At 49.4% G+C, this 16396-nt stretch carries 16 protein-coding genes; all 16 read left to right on the forward strand.

The window, feature by feature from the left end:
• The gene (locus tag PG862_RS14020; RefSeq protein WP_118524080.1) at positions 1-1059 is read left to right on the forward strand and encodes an ABC transporter permease; all 1059 of its coding nucleotides are present in this window, start codon (positions 1-3) and stop codon (positions 1057-1059) included.
• A 3-nt stretch (positions 1060-1062) separates the two neighbouring features.
• The gene (locus PG862_RS14025; RefSeq protein WP_117796234.1) at positions 1063-2076 is read left to right on the forward strand and encodes an ABC transporter permease subunit; all 1014 of its coding nucleotides are present in this window, start codon (positions 1063-1065) and stop codon (positions 2074-2076) included.
• Positions 2077-2532: 456 nt separating this feature from the next.
• Positions 2533-3735, forward strand: a complete 1203-nt coding sequence (locus PG862_RS14030) for a sugar ABC transporter substrate-binding protein (RefSeq protein WP_107000589.1) — start codon at positions 2533-2535, stop codon at positions 3733-3735.
• Positions 3736-3872: 137 nt separating this feature from the next.
• Positions 3873-4844: an ABC transporter permease gene (locus PG862_RS14035; protein WP_107000588.1), complete on the forward strand. Its 972-nt coding sequence runs from the start codon at positions 3873-3875 to the stop codon at positions 4842-4844.
• Between the two features lie 18 nt (positions 4845-4862).
• Entirely contained in the window at positions 4863-6362 is a 1500-nt protein-coding gene (locus PG862_RS14040; protein ID WP_270487508.1) for a sugar ABC transporter ATP-binding protein, read from the forward strand.
• Between the two features lie 10 nt (positions 6363-6372).
• On the forward strand, positions 6373-7344 hold the full coding sequence (locus PG862_RS14045) for an ABC transporter permease (protein WP_107000586.1): 972 nt from the start codon (positions 6373-6375) through the stop codon (positions 7342-7344).
• A gap of 32 nt (positions 7345-7376) precedes the next feature.
• The gene (locus tag PG862_RS14050) at positions 7377-8489 is read left to right on the forward strand and encodes a GntR family transcriptional regulator (RefSeq protein ID WP_107000585.1); all 1113 of its coding nucleotides are present in this window, start codon (positions 7377-7379) and stop codon (positions 8487-8489) included.
• 23 nt (positions 8490-8512) lie between these two features.
• Positions 8513-9952, forward strand: a complete 1440-nt coding sequence (araA, locus tag PG862_RS14055; protein WP_270487509.1) for an L-arabinose isomerase — start codon at positions 8513-8515, stop codon at positions 9950-9952.
• Between the two features lie 161 nt (positions 9953-10113).
• A complete protein-coding gene (locus tag PG862_RS14060) occupies positions 10114-11721 on the forward strand; it encodes a xylulokinase (RefSeq protein WP_118570687.1) in 1608 nt (535 codons plus the stop codon).
• A 3-nt stretch (positions 11722-11724) separates the two neighbouring features.
• Positions 11725-12423 carry an L-ribulose-5-phosphate 4-epimerase gene (locus PG862_RS14065; RefSeq protein ID WP_107000582.1) on the forward strand — a complete coding sequence of 233 codons (699 nt, stop codon included), beginning with the start codon at positions 11725-11727 and terminating at the stop codon, positions 12421-12423.
• A 250-nt stretch (positions 12424-12673) separates the two neighbouring features.
• Complete coding sequence (gene fsa / locus PG862_RS14070; protein WP_022358583.1) at positions 12674-13330, forward strand: fructose-6-phosphate aldolase; 657 nt, start codon at positions 12674-12676, stop codon at positions 13328-13330.
• Positions 13331-13465: 135 nt separating this feature from the next.
• On the forward strand, positions 13466-13933 hold the full coding sequence (locus tag PG862_RS14075; protein WP_022358582.1) for a ribosome maturation factor RimP: 468 nt from the start codon (positions 13466-13468) through the stop codon (positions 13931-13933).
• Between the two features lie 23 nt (positions 13934-13956).
• Complete coding sequence (gene nusA, locus PG862_RS14080; protein WP_118468288.1) at positions 13957-15147, forward strand: transcription termination factor NusA; 1191 nt, start codon at positions 13957-13959, stop codon at positions 15145-15147.
• A 105-nt stretch (positions 15148-15252) separates the two neighbouring features.
• Complete coding sequence (gene rnpM, locus PG862_RS14085; protein ID WP_117796229.1) at positions 15253-15528, forward strand: RNase P modulator RnpM; 276 nt, start codon at positions 15253-15255, stop codon at positions 15526-15528.
• A complete protein-coding gene (locus tag PG862_RS14090; protein ID WP_107000578.1) occupies positions 15515-15823 on the forward strand; it encodes a L7Ae/L30e/S12e/Gadd45 family ribosomal protein in 309 nt (102 codons plus the stop codon). The genes rnpM and PG862_RS14090 overlap by 14 nt, the downstream gene beginning before the upstream one ends.
• A gap of 73 nt (positions 15824-15896) precedes the next feature.
• The coding region (locus PG862_RS14095; protein WP_270707826.1) for a translation initiation factor IF-2 N-terminal domain-containing protein at positions 15897-16396 on the forward strand (500 nt) is incomplete at its 3' end.

A 16396-nucleotide genomic window follows, 5' to 3' on the forward strand; every position in this document is an offset into this window, starting at 1 on the left:
ATGAAAAATATGACGTTCAAAAAAATTACCTCGCAGAGGCTGTTTCTCCCGATTTTCTGCCTTGCGCTGGTATTGCTGGTAAATATCGTCACGACGCCGAACTTCTTCGCGATCGAGGTGCGGAACGGCGTTCTCTACGGATACTTAATCGATATCATCAACCGTGCGTCAGAGCTGGTGATTCTGGCAGTCGGCATGACGCTTGTCGTATCGTCCTCCGCTGGAACGGATATTTCCGTCGGTGCGATCATGGCGGTCAGTGCGGCAGTCTGCTGCAACATCTTAACCGGCGGCGAGCGCGCAGCAACTGCATATGCCAATCCGCTGATTCTTGGCTTCCTGGCAGCGCTCATCGTCGGCGCGGCGATTGGCTGCTTCAACGGTTTTCTGGTTGCAAAGTTAAACATCCAGCCGATGGTAGCGACTCTTATCATGTTTACCGCCGGGCGCGGTATCGCCCAGCTGATCACGGATGGACAGATCACATACGTGCGCGTGGACAGCTACCGTACCCTGGGCGCTTCCCTTCCGGGATTCCCGGTTCCGACCCCGTTTATCGTGGCGGTCGTCGTTGTGGCGCTGACTTCATTACTCTTGAAGAAAACGGCACTGGGTATGTACATCCAGTCGGTCGGTATCAATAAACGGGCGTCCCAGCTTGTCGGCATCAAGTCGGTTATGATTATTTTCCTCACCTACGCGTACTGTGGACTCTGTTCCGGTCTTTCCGGTCTGATTGCTTCCAGCCGTATCTACTCGGCGGATGCGAATAACATCGGTCTTAATATGGAACTGGATGCGATCCTGGCAGTTGCCATCGGCGGAAACTCCCTCGGCGGAGGTAAATTCTCGCTGGCAGGTTCCGTCATCGGCGCGTATACAATTCAGGCGCTGACGACCACCCTGTATGCGATGCACGTATCCTCGGATCAGGTTCCGGTTTACAAGGCGATCGTGGTTGTCATCATCGTAGCACTCCAGTCTCCGGGATTTGCTAGATGGAGAAAATCCCTGGCACAGAAAAAAGAACTGAGCGCGGCAGGAAAGGAGGCGGCATAAATCATGAAAGAAAAGAAGAAATTAAATCAGAACACGTTCCTGCTTCTTGTCACGATCCTGCTGTTCTTCGTGATGTACGCGATCGGCTGCGTGCTCTTTAATGCACAGGGCTTTGCCAAGACACAGAACTTCTTAAACCTCTTTATTTCCAATGCGGGTCTGATTGTCATCGGTATCGGCATGACGATCGTCATGATCACCGGCGGTATCGATATCAGCGTCGGTTCCTTCGTGGCGATGGGCTGTATGATGCTGGCATGGATGATGGAAAAAGGCGGTATCGGTGCGGTTCCGGCGGTTCTCATCGTGCTGGTGACCGGGATTGTCTTTGGTCTGGTACAGGGATTCCTGGTTGCCTACATGGATATCCAGCCATTCATTGTTACCCTGGCGGGTATGTTCTTTGCCCGCGGCATGACTGCGATCATTTCCAAGGACATGATCAGTATTACGAATGAAACTTTCATGGCATGGGCGAAGATGAAACTTTATATTCCGTTCGGCGGCTATCTCAACAAAAAAGGCATGATGATTTATCCATATATCTATCCGACGGTTGTGATTGCGCTGGTTCTTCTGGTTCTGGCATTTATCATGCTGAAATATACGAAATTTGGACGCAGCATTTATGCGATCGGCGGCAACGAGCAGTCAGCGCTGATGATGGGCTTGAATGTGCGCCGGGTAAAACTGAAAGCCTATATCCTGGACGGTTTCCTTTGCGGCGTCGGCAGTGTCCTTTTCTGTCTGAATACGCTGGGCGGCTTCGTTGAGCAGGCAAAGGGCTTCGAGATGGATGCGATAGCTTCCTCTGTTATCGGCGGCACGCTCTTGACCGGCGGCGTCGGTAATGTATTCGGAACCCTGTTTGGCGTCCTCATCAAGGCGACGATCGAGGCATTTATCACTTTCCAGGGAACACTTTCTTCCTGGTGGACCCGTATCACGATCGCGGCGCTTTTATGCTTCTTCATCGTGCTTCAGTCGATCCTTGCGATGGTAAAGAAGAAAAAGTAGAAATTCTCTTCCGGAGACAGACAAACCGGCATGAATGTCTGGTATGACAGCATCAAGATAGAACAGTCAAAATGACGGGAAATATCCATGCAAAGAGAGAGAAGACATCTGAAAAAAGTACAGTACATATCAGAAACAATATAAAGTTGTATTCCCCTGATTCGGCATAATTCGAGAGGGAATCAGCGAACCTATACATGATGCATAAATATTTAGCGAAAATAGCCGCTTTAATTTATGCATCATTTGTATCTTTGATAAAAGAATGTCAAAATCGGACGTGAAATTTATAACAATCTACAAAATAAAATACAACTTTATGAAAAAATGCTCTTGTATTTACTTGCACAATTTGTCCTGGGTTGCTATAATAAAATTACTAAAAGTTGTGAAAAGCAACAAAGCAGTGCGGCTGGGGTGCCGCTTGCAAAGAAAATTTTATGGGAGGTAGTTAGAATGAAAAAAATGTTCAAACGTGCCGCTGCATCCATGACAGCAGCAGCGATGGCAGTGAGCATGACCGCATGCGGCGGCTCTGGAGCAGCAAATGCGACACAGGCAGCAGATGCTTCTGCAGCAGAAGGAAGCGAGGCAGCAGCTTCGACGATCGACAACAAAGACATCAAGATCGGTGTTTCCATCTGGTCCTCCACCGATGTACTTGGTTCCCAGTGTAAGCTGATCATCGACGAGGCAGCAAAGGCTCTGGGCGTTCAGGTTCAGTATGTTGACCAGGGTCATGTGTCGGAGAAGGTTACCGCATCCGTAGAGCAGTTAGCAGCAGCAGGATGCCAGGGTATCATCATCTGCAACTCTTCTGATACAGAGATGACATCCGCTATTAAGACATGTAATGACAATAAAGTATATCTGGCACAGTTCTTCCGTGTTATCAGCCAGGAGAACAGCAAGGATATCTATGATTTAGCAACCGCATCACCGTACTACATCGGCGCTGTTCATGAGAACGAGCCGGAGAACGGTGAAAAATTAGTTCAGATTCTTCTGGACAAGGGCGACAGAAACATCGGTCTGATCGGCTGGGAGCAGGGCGACGCTACCTGGCTTGGCAGATGGGAAGGCTACAAAGCTGGCGTTGAGAAATGGAACGCAGAGCATCCGGATGATCAGGCAAAACTGTCTGAGCCGCAGTACGCAGGTACTTCTTCTGAGGGTGGTTCCAAGGCAGCAGAGGCTCTGATGTCCGCAGATCCGACTCTGGATGCACTGATTCCGGCAGGCGGCGGCGGTGACCCGCTTCAGGGCGCTATCGCAGCAGTTGAGCGTGCAGGCAAGACTCAGGATATCGACATCGTTTCCACAGACTTCCTTCCGGATCTGGGCGAGAGACTTGAAAATGGTTCTATGGCCGGTGAGTCCGGTGGACATTATTGCGATCCGCTTATTGCTTTCATGATGGTTTACAACGCAATCAAGGGCAACTACACAGGTATCGAGGGCAACTTCGAGGACGTTCCGTTCCCGTATCTGTATGTATCTTCTCCGGACGACTACAAAGCATATGAGCAATACTTCGTAGATCAGCTTCCATACACCGATGAGGAACTGGTAGCTATGTCCGAGCTTAGCTTGGATGACCTGAAAGCAACTGCAGCTGGTATCTCCATCGAGGATGCTGCACAGAGAGCAGGCAACTAATTAGTTCAGAAACTGATTCAAATTATAGAATTTTAAGAGGCTGAATGTAATAGAAAAGGCCGGTATCGCACGGCGCGATGCCGGTCTTTTCTTTAAAAGAAAAAAGAAACTGAGCAGTTATGAATGAGGTATAAAATATGGGTTCTTCTGTTGTTGAAACAACCGGAAAGAAAAAACTTTCGGGAACTGCCAAGGGTTATATCATCCTGGTGGGTTTGGTAGTGCTTTCCTGGGCGATTTTTAAAGCTTTGACGCCGGGCAATTTTGGTTCTCCGGCCAATATGCTGAGTTATTTTCAGGCCAGCCTGATCGCGACGGTTGGCGCTGTTGGTTTTTACTTTGTTATGGTTATGGGTATGTTCGATTTCTCCATCGGCGCGAACATCATGCTTTCAGCGATTGTAGGCTGTGTATTTGCCTCTCGTTTCGGCATGGGATATGCCGGTCTTATCATCGGCAGCGTGCTGACTGGTACGATTGTCGGACTTTTAAACGGTGTTTTTTATGTAAAACTCCGTATCCCGTCCATGATTGTAACGACGGGTCTGGCTCTTATCTATGAGTCGGTTGCCAACTACATCGCAGGCGGCGTGGAGCAGACGCTTCCGTCCAACCTCCGTGCATTCGGACAGATGCCGTGGAACATTATTCTGGCACTTCTGGCATGTGTGGCAGCTTACATTTTCTTAAATTATACAAAGATTGGTACGTATACATATGCGATCGGCAGCAACGAGTTCGTAGCGAAAAACATGGGTATCAATGTTAATAAGTACAAAGTACTTGCATTTATCTTAAGCGGCGCATTTTTAGGCGTTATGGCGATTTTAACGATCAGCTACGGTTCCTCCATGGTAGCGGTAACCGGTATGGCGTCGATGAGCCGTAACTTCGTTCCGACGATGGGATGCTTCTTCGGTCTGGCGTTTAAGAAATATGGCATGCCGCTGCAGGCGATCGTCATCGGCGAGTTTGTTATCAACATTATTTTCTTTGGTTTCATCGCGATGGGCGCACCGACAGCAATTCAGGACGTTATCACAGGTCTGGCACTGTTAATCATAATCACGCTGACCACAAAAGCGGAAAAAGGCGAGATTGTCAAGTAAATCGAGGGAGGAAATGCAATGAGCGAGGTAAGATTACAGGTAAAAAATCTTTGCAAGTCCTTCGGTATCACGAAGGCAGTTCAGAATGTGTCTTTTAATGTCAATAAAGGCGAGGTTCACGCGCTGATCGGAGAGAATGGTTCCGGTAAATCGACGCTGACCAACATGCTGACCGGCATCTACAGTATCGGAAGCGGTACCTTCATTCTGGATGGGAAAGAGATTCATCCGAAGAATCAGGTAGAAGCCAACAACGAGGGTGTTTCTATCATCGTACAGGAGTTAGGAACCTTGTCAGGACTTACAGTAGCGGAAAATATATTCCTGGGACACGAAGATCAGTTCGTACATATGGGAATTAAAAATACAAATGCCATGAATAAAAAGGCGACGGAGCTTCTGAAACAGTACGGCTTCGAGCGTATCAAGGCGGCAGACATTATCGACAACTACAATTTCGAGGACCGGAAACTGGTCGAGATCGTAAAGGCGACCTACTTCAATCCGAAGATTGTTGTCATTGATGAGACGACCACGGCACTTTCCCAGGAAGGTCGTGAAGAACTTTACAAACACATGAACCGCATCCGTGAGAGCGGCAACACAGTCATCTTTATCTCCCATGACCTTCCGGAGATTCTGGATAAATCCGATACCATCACAATCCTGCGGGATGGTGTTTATATTGACACTGTAAAGAGCAAGGATGTGACCGAGGACGATCTGAAACGTCTGATGGTAGGTCGTGAGGTAACCGGTGATTATTACCGTGCAGACTACGGCGAGAAGGTATCGGATGAAGTGGTTCTTTCAGTGAAAAATGTGACGGTTCCGGGACTGATTGAGGATGTGTCTTTTGACCTTCACAAGGGCGAGATTCTGGGCTTCGGCGGTCTGTCTGAGTCCGGTATGCATGAGATCGGCAAAGCAATCTTCGGCGCTTCCTATGACAGAACCGGTACGGTACAGCTGGCAGACGGAACGCAGATCAACGATATCCCGGGCGCGATCAAGCACAGCATCGCGTATACGTCGAAGGATCGTGATAATGAGTCGGTCGTTTTAAACCAGAGCATCGGCGACAACATCTGCCTGCCGTCCCTGGATTCGCTGGCAAACAAGCTTCACCTGTTGAGCGATAAGAAATTAAGAGAATTTTCCAACCAGTTTGCAAAACAGATGTCCGTTAAGATGGTAAACGTAAACCAGTTCGTTTCGGAGCTTTCTGGTGGTAATAAGCAGAAGGTCGTTCTGGCAAGATGGATTGGAAAAGATTCCGATATTGTCGTTCTCGACAGTCCGACCCGTGGTATTGATATCAAGGTTAAACAGGACATTTACCAGTTAATGAACCAGATGAGAAAGAACGGAAAATCGATTATCATGATTTCCGAGGAGCTGATGGAGCTGATTGGTATGTGCGACCGCATCATTATCATGAAGGACGGCAAGATCAGCGGTGAGCTGGAACGTGATGAGGCGATGGATGAGAACAGCCTGATCACGATGATGGTATAAGGAGGATGCAATGGAGAATCAAGTTAAGACAAGTACGGAAAATAAAGAGCAGCAGCTCAAAAAGTTATCAAAAATGACGATGATCCGTTCGCTTCTGCCGATTGCGGGACTGATTATTATCTTTCTTATGTTCAATGCCCTGACGAATTTCCGGATGATGAATAACCTTCCTCTGGTACTTTCCCAGGTGTATGTCACTATGATTTCGGCAACCGGCGTATTCTTTATCATGACGATGGGCGGTCTGGATTTCTCCCAGGGTTCCATCCTTGGTATTGCATCGATTGTTGTCTGCATGGTTTCCAAGACCAGCATTCCACTGGCGATTGTGGCAGGTATCGCGGTTGGTGCAGCGATCGGTGCCATCAACGGTTACTTCTATGTATACCGCAAGATTAAATCCTTCATCGTTACGATTTGTACGATGTTCTTATTCCGTGGATTTATCAAATATCTGACGACCAACGCGCCGGTAGCCGGCTCTGCGATGTTAATCAACTTCGACAGCACTGAATTAAAGCTGGCTTGTACGTTGGTGGTCCTGATTATCGGATTTATTTTATTCCGCTTTACCAAGTTTGGTACTTATTTAAAGGCGATCGGAGCAGGTGAGAAAGCAGCGATGTTCTCCGGCATCCGTACCGACCGCATGAAGTTCCTTATCTACACACTGGCAGGTGCGATCACAGGATTTGCCGCATTTATCAATGTTATCAAGGTTGGTTCGGTTACTTCTTCCGGTGGTAACCAGCTTGAGACCCAGATCCTGATTGCACTGGTACTGGGCGGTATGCCGATTTCCGGTGGTGCGAAGGTACGTTTTGAGAATATCATCGTTGGTTCTCTTCTGTACATCGTCCTGAACAGTGGTCTGACGATGATGGGCTTTACCACACAGATGATGCAGCTCATCCAGGGTGTTGTATTCCTGATATTCGTAGCTGTATTCGCAGACCGTCAGTCTCTGCAGGTTATCAAATAGGACAGACAAAAGCGACATCTGGAGGTTACAGTATGAGGGAGAACAGCAGCCGGAATCAGGGTGGACTTAAATATCAGAAGCTCTACAACTGGGGTCGGACGCTGATTATGAGCGGGGTGCTCCGGAATATGGACAAGTTTCCATCCGAGCATATGCTCCAGAATAAATTTGGATACTCCCGCCAGACGGTCCGCAACGCGCTCGACCGCCTGGAGCAGGACGGGCTGATTGCCCGGGTCAAGGGAAGCGGCACATACGTTTCCTATGCGCCGGAGAAGGATAAGGAAGAACGTCCCCGCATCGGACTGATTCTCAGTTATTTTTCAGATTACCTGTTTCCGCAGGTGTACGAGGGAATCGAGTCCGTCCTGCGGGAGGAAGGTTATGAGATCAGCGTTTCGGTCACGCGTAACCGCTTAAATGATGAGGCCCTGTATCTCAAGGGGATGCTGGGGCGCAATGTGTCCGGACTCATCATCGAGGGGACGCGTTCCAGTTTCCCGAATCCGAATCTGCGGCTTTACAAGGAGATACGGCGGAGAAATATTCCGACGCTGTTTATTCACAATCATTACCAGAATGAGACGTTTGACAGCGTGGAGATGTCGGATGCGCGCGCGGGCTATGAGTTGACGCGGATTTTGATACAGAACGGACATACCCGGATCGGCGGTATTTTCAAATACGATGACTGGCAGGGGATCGAGCGTTACCGCGGCTTTATCGAGTGCCTGTCGGATTTCGGGATCGATTTCCAGGAGGACTGGATCCGCTGGTATTCGACCCGGGATATGGAAGAAAAATTAAGCAAAAAAGGACTCCAGCGGATGTACCGCCGGACGAAGGACTGTACCGCGATGATCCTCTACAACGACGAGGTAGCGGGCAGCTATATGGATTTTTTAAAGGACCGCGGACTGCGCGTGCCGGAAGATATTTCCCTGGTATCATTTGATGATGCTGGACCGGTGCAGGAGGGGGATCTCACGATCCTGTCCGTGATTCATCCCAAGTACAATCTTGGGCGGCTGACAGCGCGCAATCTTCTGCGGATGATAGAGGATTCGGATTGGCAGGAAAAGAAGTATTCGTATCGGTTTCCGGTGATGTTTAACAACGGAAATTCGGTTCGGGATATACATTGAAAATGACAAGGAGGCAGATTAAAATGAAAAAGTTATACTTTATTGTGGGTTCCCAGGACTTATACGGAGAGGAATGCCTGAAACAGGTTGCAGAAGACAGCCGTCAGATGGTTGAGTTCCTGAATGGAAAGCTGGGCGATCTGGCAGAGATCGAACTTCTTCCAACCGTAGAGACTTCTGAAATCTGTATTCAGGATATGCGGAAAGCTTCCAATGATGATGACTGCGTCGGCGTTATCACATGGATGCATACCTTCTCCCCTGCAAAAATGTGGATCAAGGGTCTGCAGGAATTAAGAAAACCGCTGCTTCATTTACATACACAGGCAAATGAGAAGCTTCCGTATGACGAGATCGATATGGATTTCATGAATCTGAACCAGTCTGCACATGGTGACCGTGAGTACGGCTTCATCCTTGCAAGAATGGGTATCGCACATGAGGTAGTAGCTGGTTATTACAAGCATGATGAGGTAGTAGCAAAGATTCGCCAGTTTGCATCCGTAGCAAAGGCAATCGCCTACTCCAAGTCCCTGAAGGTAGCTTCTTTCGGCAACAATATGCGTCATGTAGCGGTTACTGACGGTGACCGTGTAGAGAGCCAGATCAAATACGGCTGGGAGTGTAACTATTACGCACTGGGCGATCTGGTTGACATCATCAACCAGGTAACCGAGGAAGAGATCGACGCGAAGATGAAAGAGTATACCGATAAGTATACAATGAAGACCGACCGCATTGATTCTGTCCGCGAGCAGGCTAAATATGAAGTAGGTCTGGAAAAATTTCTCTCCGCGAACGGAATCGGCGCATTCGCTGATACATTCCAGGATCTGCACGGCTTAAAGCAGCTTCCGGGTATCGCAGCACAGAACCTGATGGGCAAAGGCATCGGCTTTGGTCCGGAGGGCGATTACAAGATTTCTGCTCTGTCGGCAGTCCTGATGAAGATGTCCGAGGGCAAAGAGGGAGCAACCGGATTTATCGAGGATTATACCTACGATCTGACTCCGGGACAGGAGTTAGAGTTAGCTTCCCATATGCTGGAGGTTCCGCCGGCATTTGCAGCAACCAAACCGGAGATTGATGTAATTCCGCTGGGTATCGGCGGCAAGGAGGATCCGGCAAGACTGATCTTCGACGGCGTGACCGGCGATGGTATCCAGGTAACGATGGTAGATATGGGCGACCATTTCCGCATCATCTGTGCAGATATTGAGCTTGTAAAACAGCCGAAACCGATGCCAAAACTTCCGGTGGCGAGAATTATGTACCGTCATAAACCGAACTTCCAGATCGGTACGGCTGCATGGTGCTACGCAGGCGGCGCTCATCACTCCGTTGTATCTACCGCTCTGACGAGAGATGACATCGCTATGTTCGCGCGTCTAACCGGTACCGAGTTAATTACAATCGGCGAAGATACGACAGAGGCTGATTTACAGAAATTCTTTATGAAATAATAGGGCGTTTGAAAGATAAAAATTTTTGAAAAAGACGTAACTGCATAAGTTTTTGCCACAACTGTGAAAATAGAATAGTTATGAATGACGGGGCGTGCCGCAGCCAAGGGGATGAAAATTCCGGCGGCGGTGCGCTTTTTGCTACAATGAGGAGGATGGATATGGGCCGCAGTGCGGAAGAGATCAAGAAAGACATAGAGAGCGGAAATACAGCGCTCGGAATTGAATTTGGTTCGACCCGAATCAAGGCAGTCTTGACGGACGGCACGACCGCGCCGATCGCGCAGGGGAGCTATGAGTGGGAAAACCGTCTGGAAAATGGTATCTGGACCTATTCCCTGGAAGATATCTGGAAAGGCTTAAAGGACTGCTACGCGGATCTGGCTGCCGATGTGAAGAAACAATACGGTTTAACGCTTAAAAAGGTTGGTGCGATGGGCGTCAGCGCCATGATGCACGGCTATATGGCATTTGATGCGGACGGAAAACTGCTCGTTCCGTTCCGTACCTGGAGAAATACGATGACCGCCGAGGCAGCAAGACGCCTGACGGATCTGTTTAACTACAATATCCCGCAGAGATGGAGTATTGCACACCTGTATCAGGCGGTAATCAACGGCGAGGAGCATGTATCCCGCGTGCATTTCCTGACCACCTTAGCCGGATATGTACATTGGAAACTGACCGGTAAGCAGGTACTTGGCGTCGGCGATGCTTCGGGTATGTTCCCGATCGACCCGGCAACCGGACAGTATGATGCTGAAATGCTGGATAAGTTCGAAGAAATGATGGTTCCAAAGGGATATCCGTGGAAGCTGCGCGACCTTCTGCCGGAGGTTCTGAGCGCTGGCGATGAGGCGGGAACGCTGACTGAGGAAGGCGCGAAGCTGCTGGATGAGAGCGGCAATCTGGAAGCTGGCATTCCGCTGTGCCCGCCGGAGGGCGATGCAGGAACCGGTATGACTGCAACCAATAGTGTGGCAGTCCGCACCGGTAACGTATCTGCCGGAACTTCCGTGTTTGCGATGGTTGTTCTGGAAAAGACTCTGGAGACGGTTCACCAGGAGATTGACATGGTAACTACGCCGGACGGCCATCTGGTCGGTATGGTTCACTGCAACAACTGTACCTCCGATCTGAATGCCTGGGTAGGTCTGTTTGAAGAGTTCTATGAGCTGATGGGTCAGAAAACAGACCGCAACACCCTGTTTGGAACCCTGTATCGCAAGGCGCTTGAGGGCGATGAAGACTGCGGAGGACTGATGTCCTACTGCTACCTCTCCGGCGAGCCGATCACCGACTTCGAGGAGGGACGCCCGCTGTTTATGCGCCATCCCGACAGCAAGCTGGGGCTGGCAAACTTCATGCGTACCCACTTATACAGTTCCCTGGCAACCCTGAAATATGGTCTGGACATTCTGTTCAAGGAAGAGCACGTGACACTGGATAAACTGATGGGCCACGGCGGATTCTTCAAGACCAAGGGTGTTGGACAGCGTATCATGGCGGCAGCGGCTGATGTGCCGGTATCCGTTATGGAGACAGCCGGTGAGGGCGGTGCCTGGGGTATCGCGGTTCTGGCGGCATACCGCAAGGATAAGAAGCCGGGACAGAGCTTGTCCGATTACTTAAATGAGCAGGTATTTGCAGATGCAAAGGCGGAGACGATGGAGCCGGATGCAAAGGATGTCGAGGGCTTCAATGCGTTTATGACAAGCTATATCAATGGTCTGGCTGCCGAGAGAGGCGCCGTAGAAGGAAGGTTTTAATCGATGCTGGAAGAATTAAAAAAAGAAGTATACGAAGCCAATATGCTGCTTCCGAAATACGGTCTGGTTACCTTTACCTGGGGCAATGTTTCCGGGATTGACCGCGAGAAGGGGCTGTTTGTCATCAAACCGTCTGGCGTGGACTATGACAAACTGACGCCAGATGATATGGTTGTCATGGATCTGGAAGGAAACCGCGTTGAGGGAACGCTGAATCCGTCCTCTGATACAAAAACCCACCTGATTCTTTATAACCGTTTTCCGAAGATCGGCGGCGTGGTTCACACGCACAGCCCGTGGGCGACTTCCTGGGCGCAGGCGGGACGCGACATTCCGTGCTACGGAACGACCCATGCAGATTATATTTATGGTTCCGTTCCATGCGCGAGAAACTTAAATGAGGAAGAATTAAAGAATTATGAGTGGAACACAGGCGTGCTGATTGCAGATTTGTTTGAGGAGAGGAAGCTCGACCCGATGGCGGTGCCATGTGTGCTCTGCAAGAACCATGGACCGTTTACCTGGGGCAAGGATGCGCATGAGGCGGTTCACAACGCGGTTGTACTCGAGGAGGTTGCCAAGATGGCGGCGCGCTGCGAGATGATCAATCCGGATGTGAAGGAAGCGCCGCAGTGCCTGCAGGATAAACATTATCTGCGGAAGCATGGCCCGGGGGCGTATTACGGACAAGGAAATTTATAGTTACTGTTCACGGGTAGGCACTTTTGAAACCGAAAGTGCCGTAAGAAAACGTGGTGGCAGCAGGAATTTGCCGTATTTAAATGCGAAGCCACGGCAAATTCCGTTACTGGGCACGTATGCGTGAACAGTAACAATTTGTAAAATATAGATTCAAGTATGGAAATAGATGGGACAAGTATGGTATACTTATGCATAGTAGATATAGGAGATACTGGCTATCTATCTTATAAAAATTAGGAGGATATGGGAAATGAAATTTTTTATTGATACCGCGAATGTTGATGAGATCCGTGAAGCGAATGATATGGGTATTATCTGTGGCGTTACCACAAACCCGTCTCTGATTGCAAAAGAAGGCCGTGATTTTAATGAGGTTATCAAAGAGATTACCAGCATTGTAGATGGACCGATTTCCGGTGAGGTTAAGGCTACGACTGTGAAGGCAGAGGATATGATCGCCGAGGGTCGTGAGATCGCTAAGATTCATCCGAACATGGTTGTTAAAATCCCGATGACTACCGAGGGCTTAAAGGCTGTGAAAGCTCTGTCCGCTGAGGGCATCAAGACCAATGTAACCCTGATCTTTACTGCCAACCAGGCACTTCTGGCTGCAAGAGCAGGCGCTACATACGTTTCTCCATTCTTAGGCCGTCTGGATGACATCTCCACCAACGGTACAGACCTGATTTACGATATCGTAGAGATCTTTGACAATTATCCGGAGATTTCCACCGAGATTATCTGTGCTTCCACCAGACATCCGATGCACATCATCGAGTGCGCGAAGGCTGGCGCTGACATCGCAACGGTTCCGTTCAAGGTTCTGATGCAGATGGTAAAACACCCGCTGACCGATGCTGGTATCGAGAAATTCAAAGCAGATTATGAGGCTGTATTCGGTAAATAAAAAGAAACAATAGGAAATACCTCTTGAACTTCCGAAAAAAGCATGTTATACTAGGCACGATAACATAATAGACTGACTGGAAAGAGTGGACAAAAAAGTCCACTCTTTCTAATTTCATAGAAAGGTGGTGGGGGTGTGGCAAAGGGAGAGCAGTACGAAGCACGGGTAGAGGCGTGGATCACGCCGGTTCTGGAGCAGCATCAGTTTGAGCTGGTTGATGTGGAGTATGTCCGTGAGGTCGGCGTCTGGTATCTGCGGTGCTACATTGACAAAGAGGGCGGTATTACCGTTGATGACTGCGAGGTAATCAGCCGTCTGCTTGGTGAATGGCTGGATAAGGAAGATTTCATCGAGGACAGCTATATACTGGAGGTGAGTTCTCCGGGACTGGGACGTCCTCTGAAGAAAGAGAAAGATTTTGCAAGAAGCATCGGCAAAGATGTGGAGATCCGCCTGTATAAAGCGATCGACAAACAGAAGGAATTTACAGGAACGCTTACGTCCTATGACGCGGATTCCGTGACACTCACGATGGAGGACGGCAGCGAGCGTACATTTGAAAAATCAGGGATTGCTTTGATTCGTTTAGCCTTTGATTTTTAGACGGTAGGAGGAGATAAAATAAAATGAATAAAGAGTTGATTGAGGCAATAAATCTGCTGGAAAAAGAAAACAATATCAGCAAAGATGTTCTTTTAGAAGCGATTGAAAATTCTCTGCTGACAGCATACAAAAACAATTATGGCCGGGCAGATAATGTCAAGGTAAACATCAACCGTGAAACAGGAGATTTTTCCATCGTGGCAGAGCGTGAGGTTGTGGAGACCGTAGAGGATCCGATGACCCAGGTAAGCCTGGCAGAGGCAAAGCTCTTAAACAGCAAGTATGAGCTGGGCGACATCGTTCAGTTCTCTGTCAATTCCAAGGAGTTTGGACGTATCGCCGTTCAGAACGCGAAGAATGTTATCTTACAGAAGCTTCGTGAGGCAGAGCGCAACGCCCTGTATGAGGAGTGGCACTGCAGAGAGAAAGATATCGTAACGGGTATCGTACAGCGCTATGTAGGACGCAACATCAGCATCAACTTAGGCAAGATCGACACGATCTTGAACGAGAGTGAGCAGGTAAAGGGCGAGGTATTCAAACCGACCGAGCGTATCAAACTGTATGTCATCGAAGTAAAAGAGACACAGCGCGACCCGCGTATCACCGTATCCAGAAGCCATCCAGATCTGGTAAAACGCCTTTTTGAGTCTGAGGTTGCCGAGGTCCGAGACGGTACCGTAGAGATCAAGGCGATCGCACGTGAGGCAGGTTCCCGTACGAAGATGGCAGTCAGCTCCAACGACCCGAACGTCGATCCGGTCGGTGCATGTGTCGGCTTAAACGGCGCGCGTGTCAGCGCGGTTGTCAATGAGCTGCGCGGTGAGAAGATCGATATCATCAACTGGGATGACAACCCTGCATTCCTGATTGAGAACGCGTTAAGCCCGGCAAAGGTTATCCTGGTTGCAGCAGATGAGGAAGCACGCGAGGCACAGGTGATCGTTCCGGATTACCAGCTTTCCCTGGCAATCGGTAAAGAGGGTCAGAATGCACGCCTGGCAGCCCGCCTGACCGGCTTCAAGATCGATATCAAGAGCGAGACACAGGCAAGAGAGTCCGGTCTTTTAGATGAGCTTGAGAGCGGTTATGAGGAAGGCTTCGAGGGCTACACCGATGACCCGCTGATCAGCGTGGCAGAGGAAGACGCAGCCGAGGCAGCAGAAAATGAGGCGGCTGAGGGCACAGAAGAGCCGGCAGCGGAGCAGGAATAATCCTGACAGATAATGTGCGGGGATGCTGATTTCGGGCGGAACGAGCAGATTTGGCAGAAAGAAAGCAGCAGAACCGGGATTTGACAGAAATGGAAGTGATAGACAGTGGGAGCAAAGAAAGTGCCGCTCAGACAGTGCATCGGATGCGGAGAAATGAAGAGCAAAAAAGAAATGATCCGCGTTTTAAAGACAGCCGACGATACGATCGAGATTGACGCGACAGGCCGTAGGAATGGACGCGGCGCCTACCTCTGTCCTTCGATGGACTGCTGGAAAAAGGCGGTAAAGAGCAAAGGACTGGAGCGGTCGCTCAAGATGGCGATTCCGAAGGAAGTCTATGAGGCGCTGGAAAAGGAGATGGAGCAGTTTGGAGAATCGTAAAAAGGTGCTGAATCTTCTGGGACTGGCGACGCGCGCCGGTAAGACGGCAAGCGGCGAGTTCATGACCGAGAAAGCGATCAAGAGTGGAAAAGCGTATCTGGTGATCGTGTCAGAAGAAGCGTCGGACAATACAAAAAAGATGTTTGAAAATTCATGTGCATACTACAAGGTTCCCGTGTACCAGTTCGGCATGAAAGAAGAGCTGGGACACGCGATGGGAAAAGAGATGAGAGCGTCTCTGGCCGTTTTGGATTCCGGTTTTGCAAAGGCGTTAAGAGAGAAGTTAGATGATTAACGCTTTTCTGGGCGGGCTCTTTTAGGAGCTTATGCAGAACGGGAAGGCAGTGCCGGAACGGAGGTAGCAAAACATGAGAGTTAATGAGTTGTCAAAACAGATTGGCAAATCAAATAAAGAAGTTTTAGAGATACTGCAGAAAAATCATTTTGACGTAAAAAGCCATTCTTCCAAGGTGACGGAGGAACAGGCAGAAGCAGTCAGATGTTTCCTTGCAGGAGCAAAGAGACAGACGACAGCGTCAAAGACAGATACAGGAAAGGCGGAAACAAATCGAGTGGAAGATATAAAGAAAGAGCCGTTAGAGGCAGAGAAGAAAGAGGCGGAGAAGACAACTGAGCCGCCGAAAAAGCGGATTGCAGCGGTTTATCGTCCGCAGAACAGCGTACAGAGAGGAAGCCGTCCGGCAGGCAAGGCCAATACAGGAAACGCAGCCAAGACCGGCGCATCGGCAAGCCGTCCGGCAGCAGCAAGTGCAGAGCAGACCGCAGAGCCGGCTAAGAGCGCAGCTCCAGCGGAGAACCGTGATGGACAGAGAAGCGGCTATCAGGGAAACCGCGACGGCCAGAGAAG

Origin of the sequence: Clostridium fessum (assembly GCF_027698965.1) — a bacterium.
Classification (GTDB): domain Bacteria; phylum Bacillota; class Clostridia; order Lachnospirales; family Lachnospiraceae; genus Otoolea; species Otoolea fessa.

Bases quoted from the DNA above. Each gene is read 5' to 3' on its own strand.
- PG862_RS14020 (WP_118524080.1), top strand. From the start codon at position 1: ATGAAAAATATGACGTTCAAAAAAATTACCTCGCAGAGGCTGTTTCTC.
- PG862_RS14025 (WP_117796234.1), top strand. From the start codon at position 1,063: ATGAAAGAAAAGAAGAAATTAAATCAGAACACGTTCCTGCTTCTTGTC.
- PG862_RS14030 (WP_107000589.1), top strand. From the start codon at position 2,533: ATGAAAAAAATGTTCAAACGTGCCGCTGCATCCATGACAGCAGCAGCG.
- PG862_RS14035 (WP_107000588.1), top strand. From the start codon at position 3,873: ATGGGTTCTTCTGTTGTTGAAACAACCGGAAAGAAAAAACTTTCGGGA.
- PG862_RS14040 (WP_270487508.1), top strand. From the start codon at position 4,863: ATGAGCGAGGTAAGATTACAGGTAAAAAATCTTTGCAAGTCCTTCGGT.
- PG862_RS14045 (WP_107000586.1), top strand. From the start codon at position 6,373: ATGGAGAATCAAGTTAAGACAAGTACGGAAAATAAAGAGCAGCAGCTC.
- PG862_RS14050 (WP_107000585.1), top strand. From the start codon at position 7,377: ATGAGGGAGAACAGCAGCCGGAATCAGGGTGGACTTAAATATCAGAAG.
- araA (WP_270487509.1), top strand. From the start codon at position 8,513: ATGAAAAAGTTATACTTTATTGTGGGTTCCCAGGACTTATACGGAGAG.
- PG862_RS14060 (WP_118570687.1), top strand. From the start codon at position 10,114: ATGGGCCGCAGTGCGGAAGAGATCAAGAAAGACATAGAGAGCGGAAAT.
- PG862_RS14065 (WP_107000582.1), top strand. From the start codon at position 11,725: ATGCTGGAAGAATTAAAAAAAGAAGTATACGAAGCCAATATGCTGCTT.
- fsa (WP_022358583.1), top strand. From the start codon at position 12,674: ATGAAATTTTTTATTGATACCGCGAATGTTGATGAGATCCGTGAAGCG.
- nusA (WP_118468288.1), top strand. From the start codon at position 13,957: ATGAATAAAGAGTTGATTGAGGCAATAAATCTGCTGGAAAAAGAAAAC.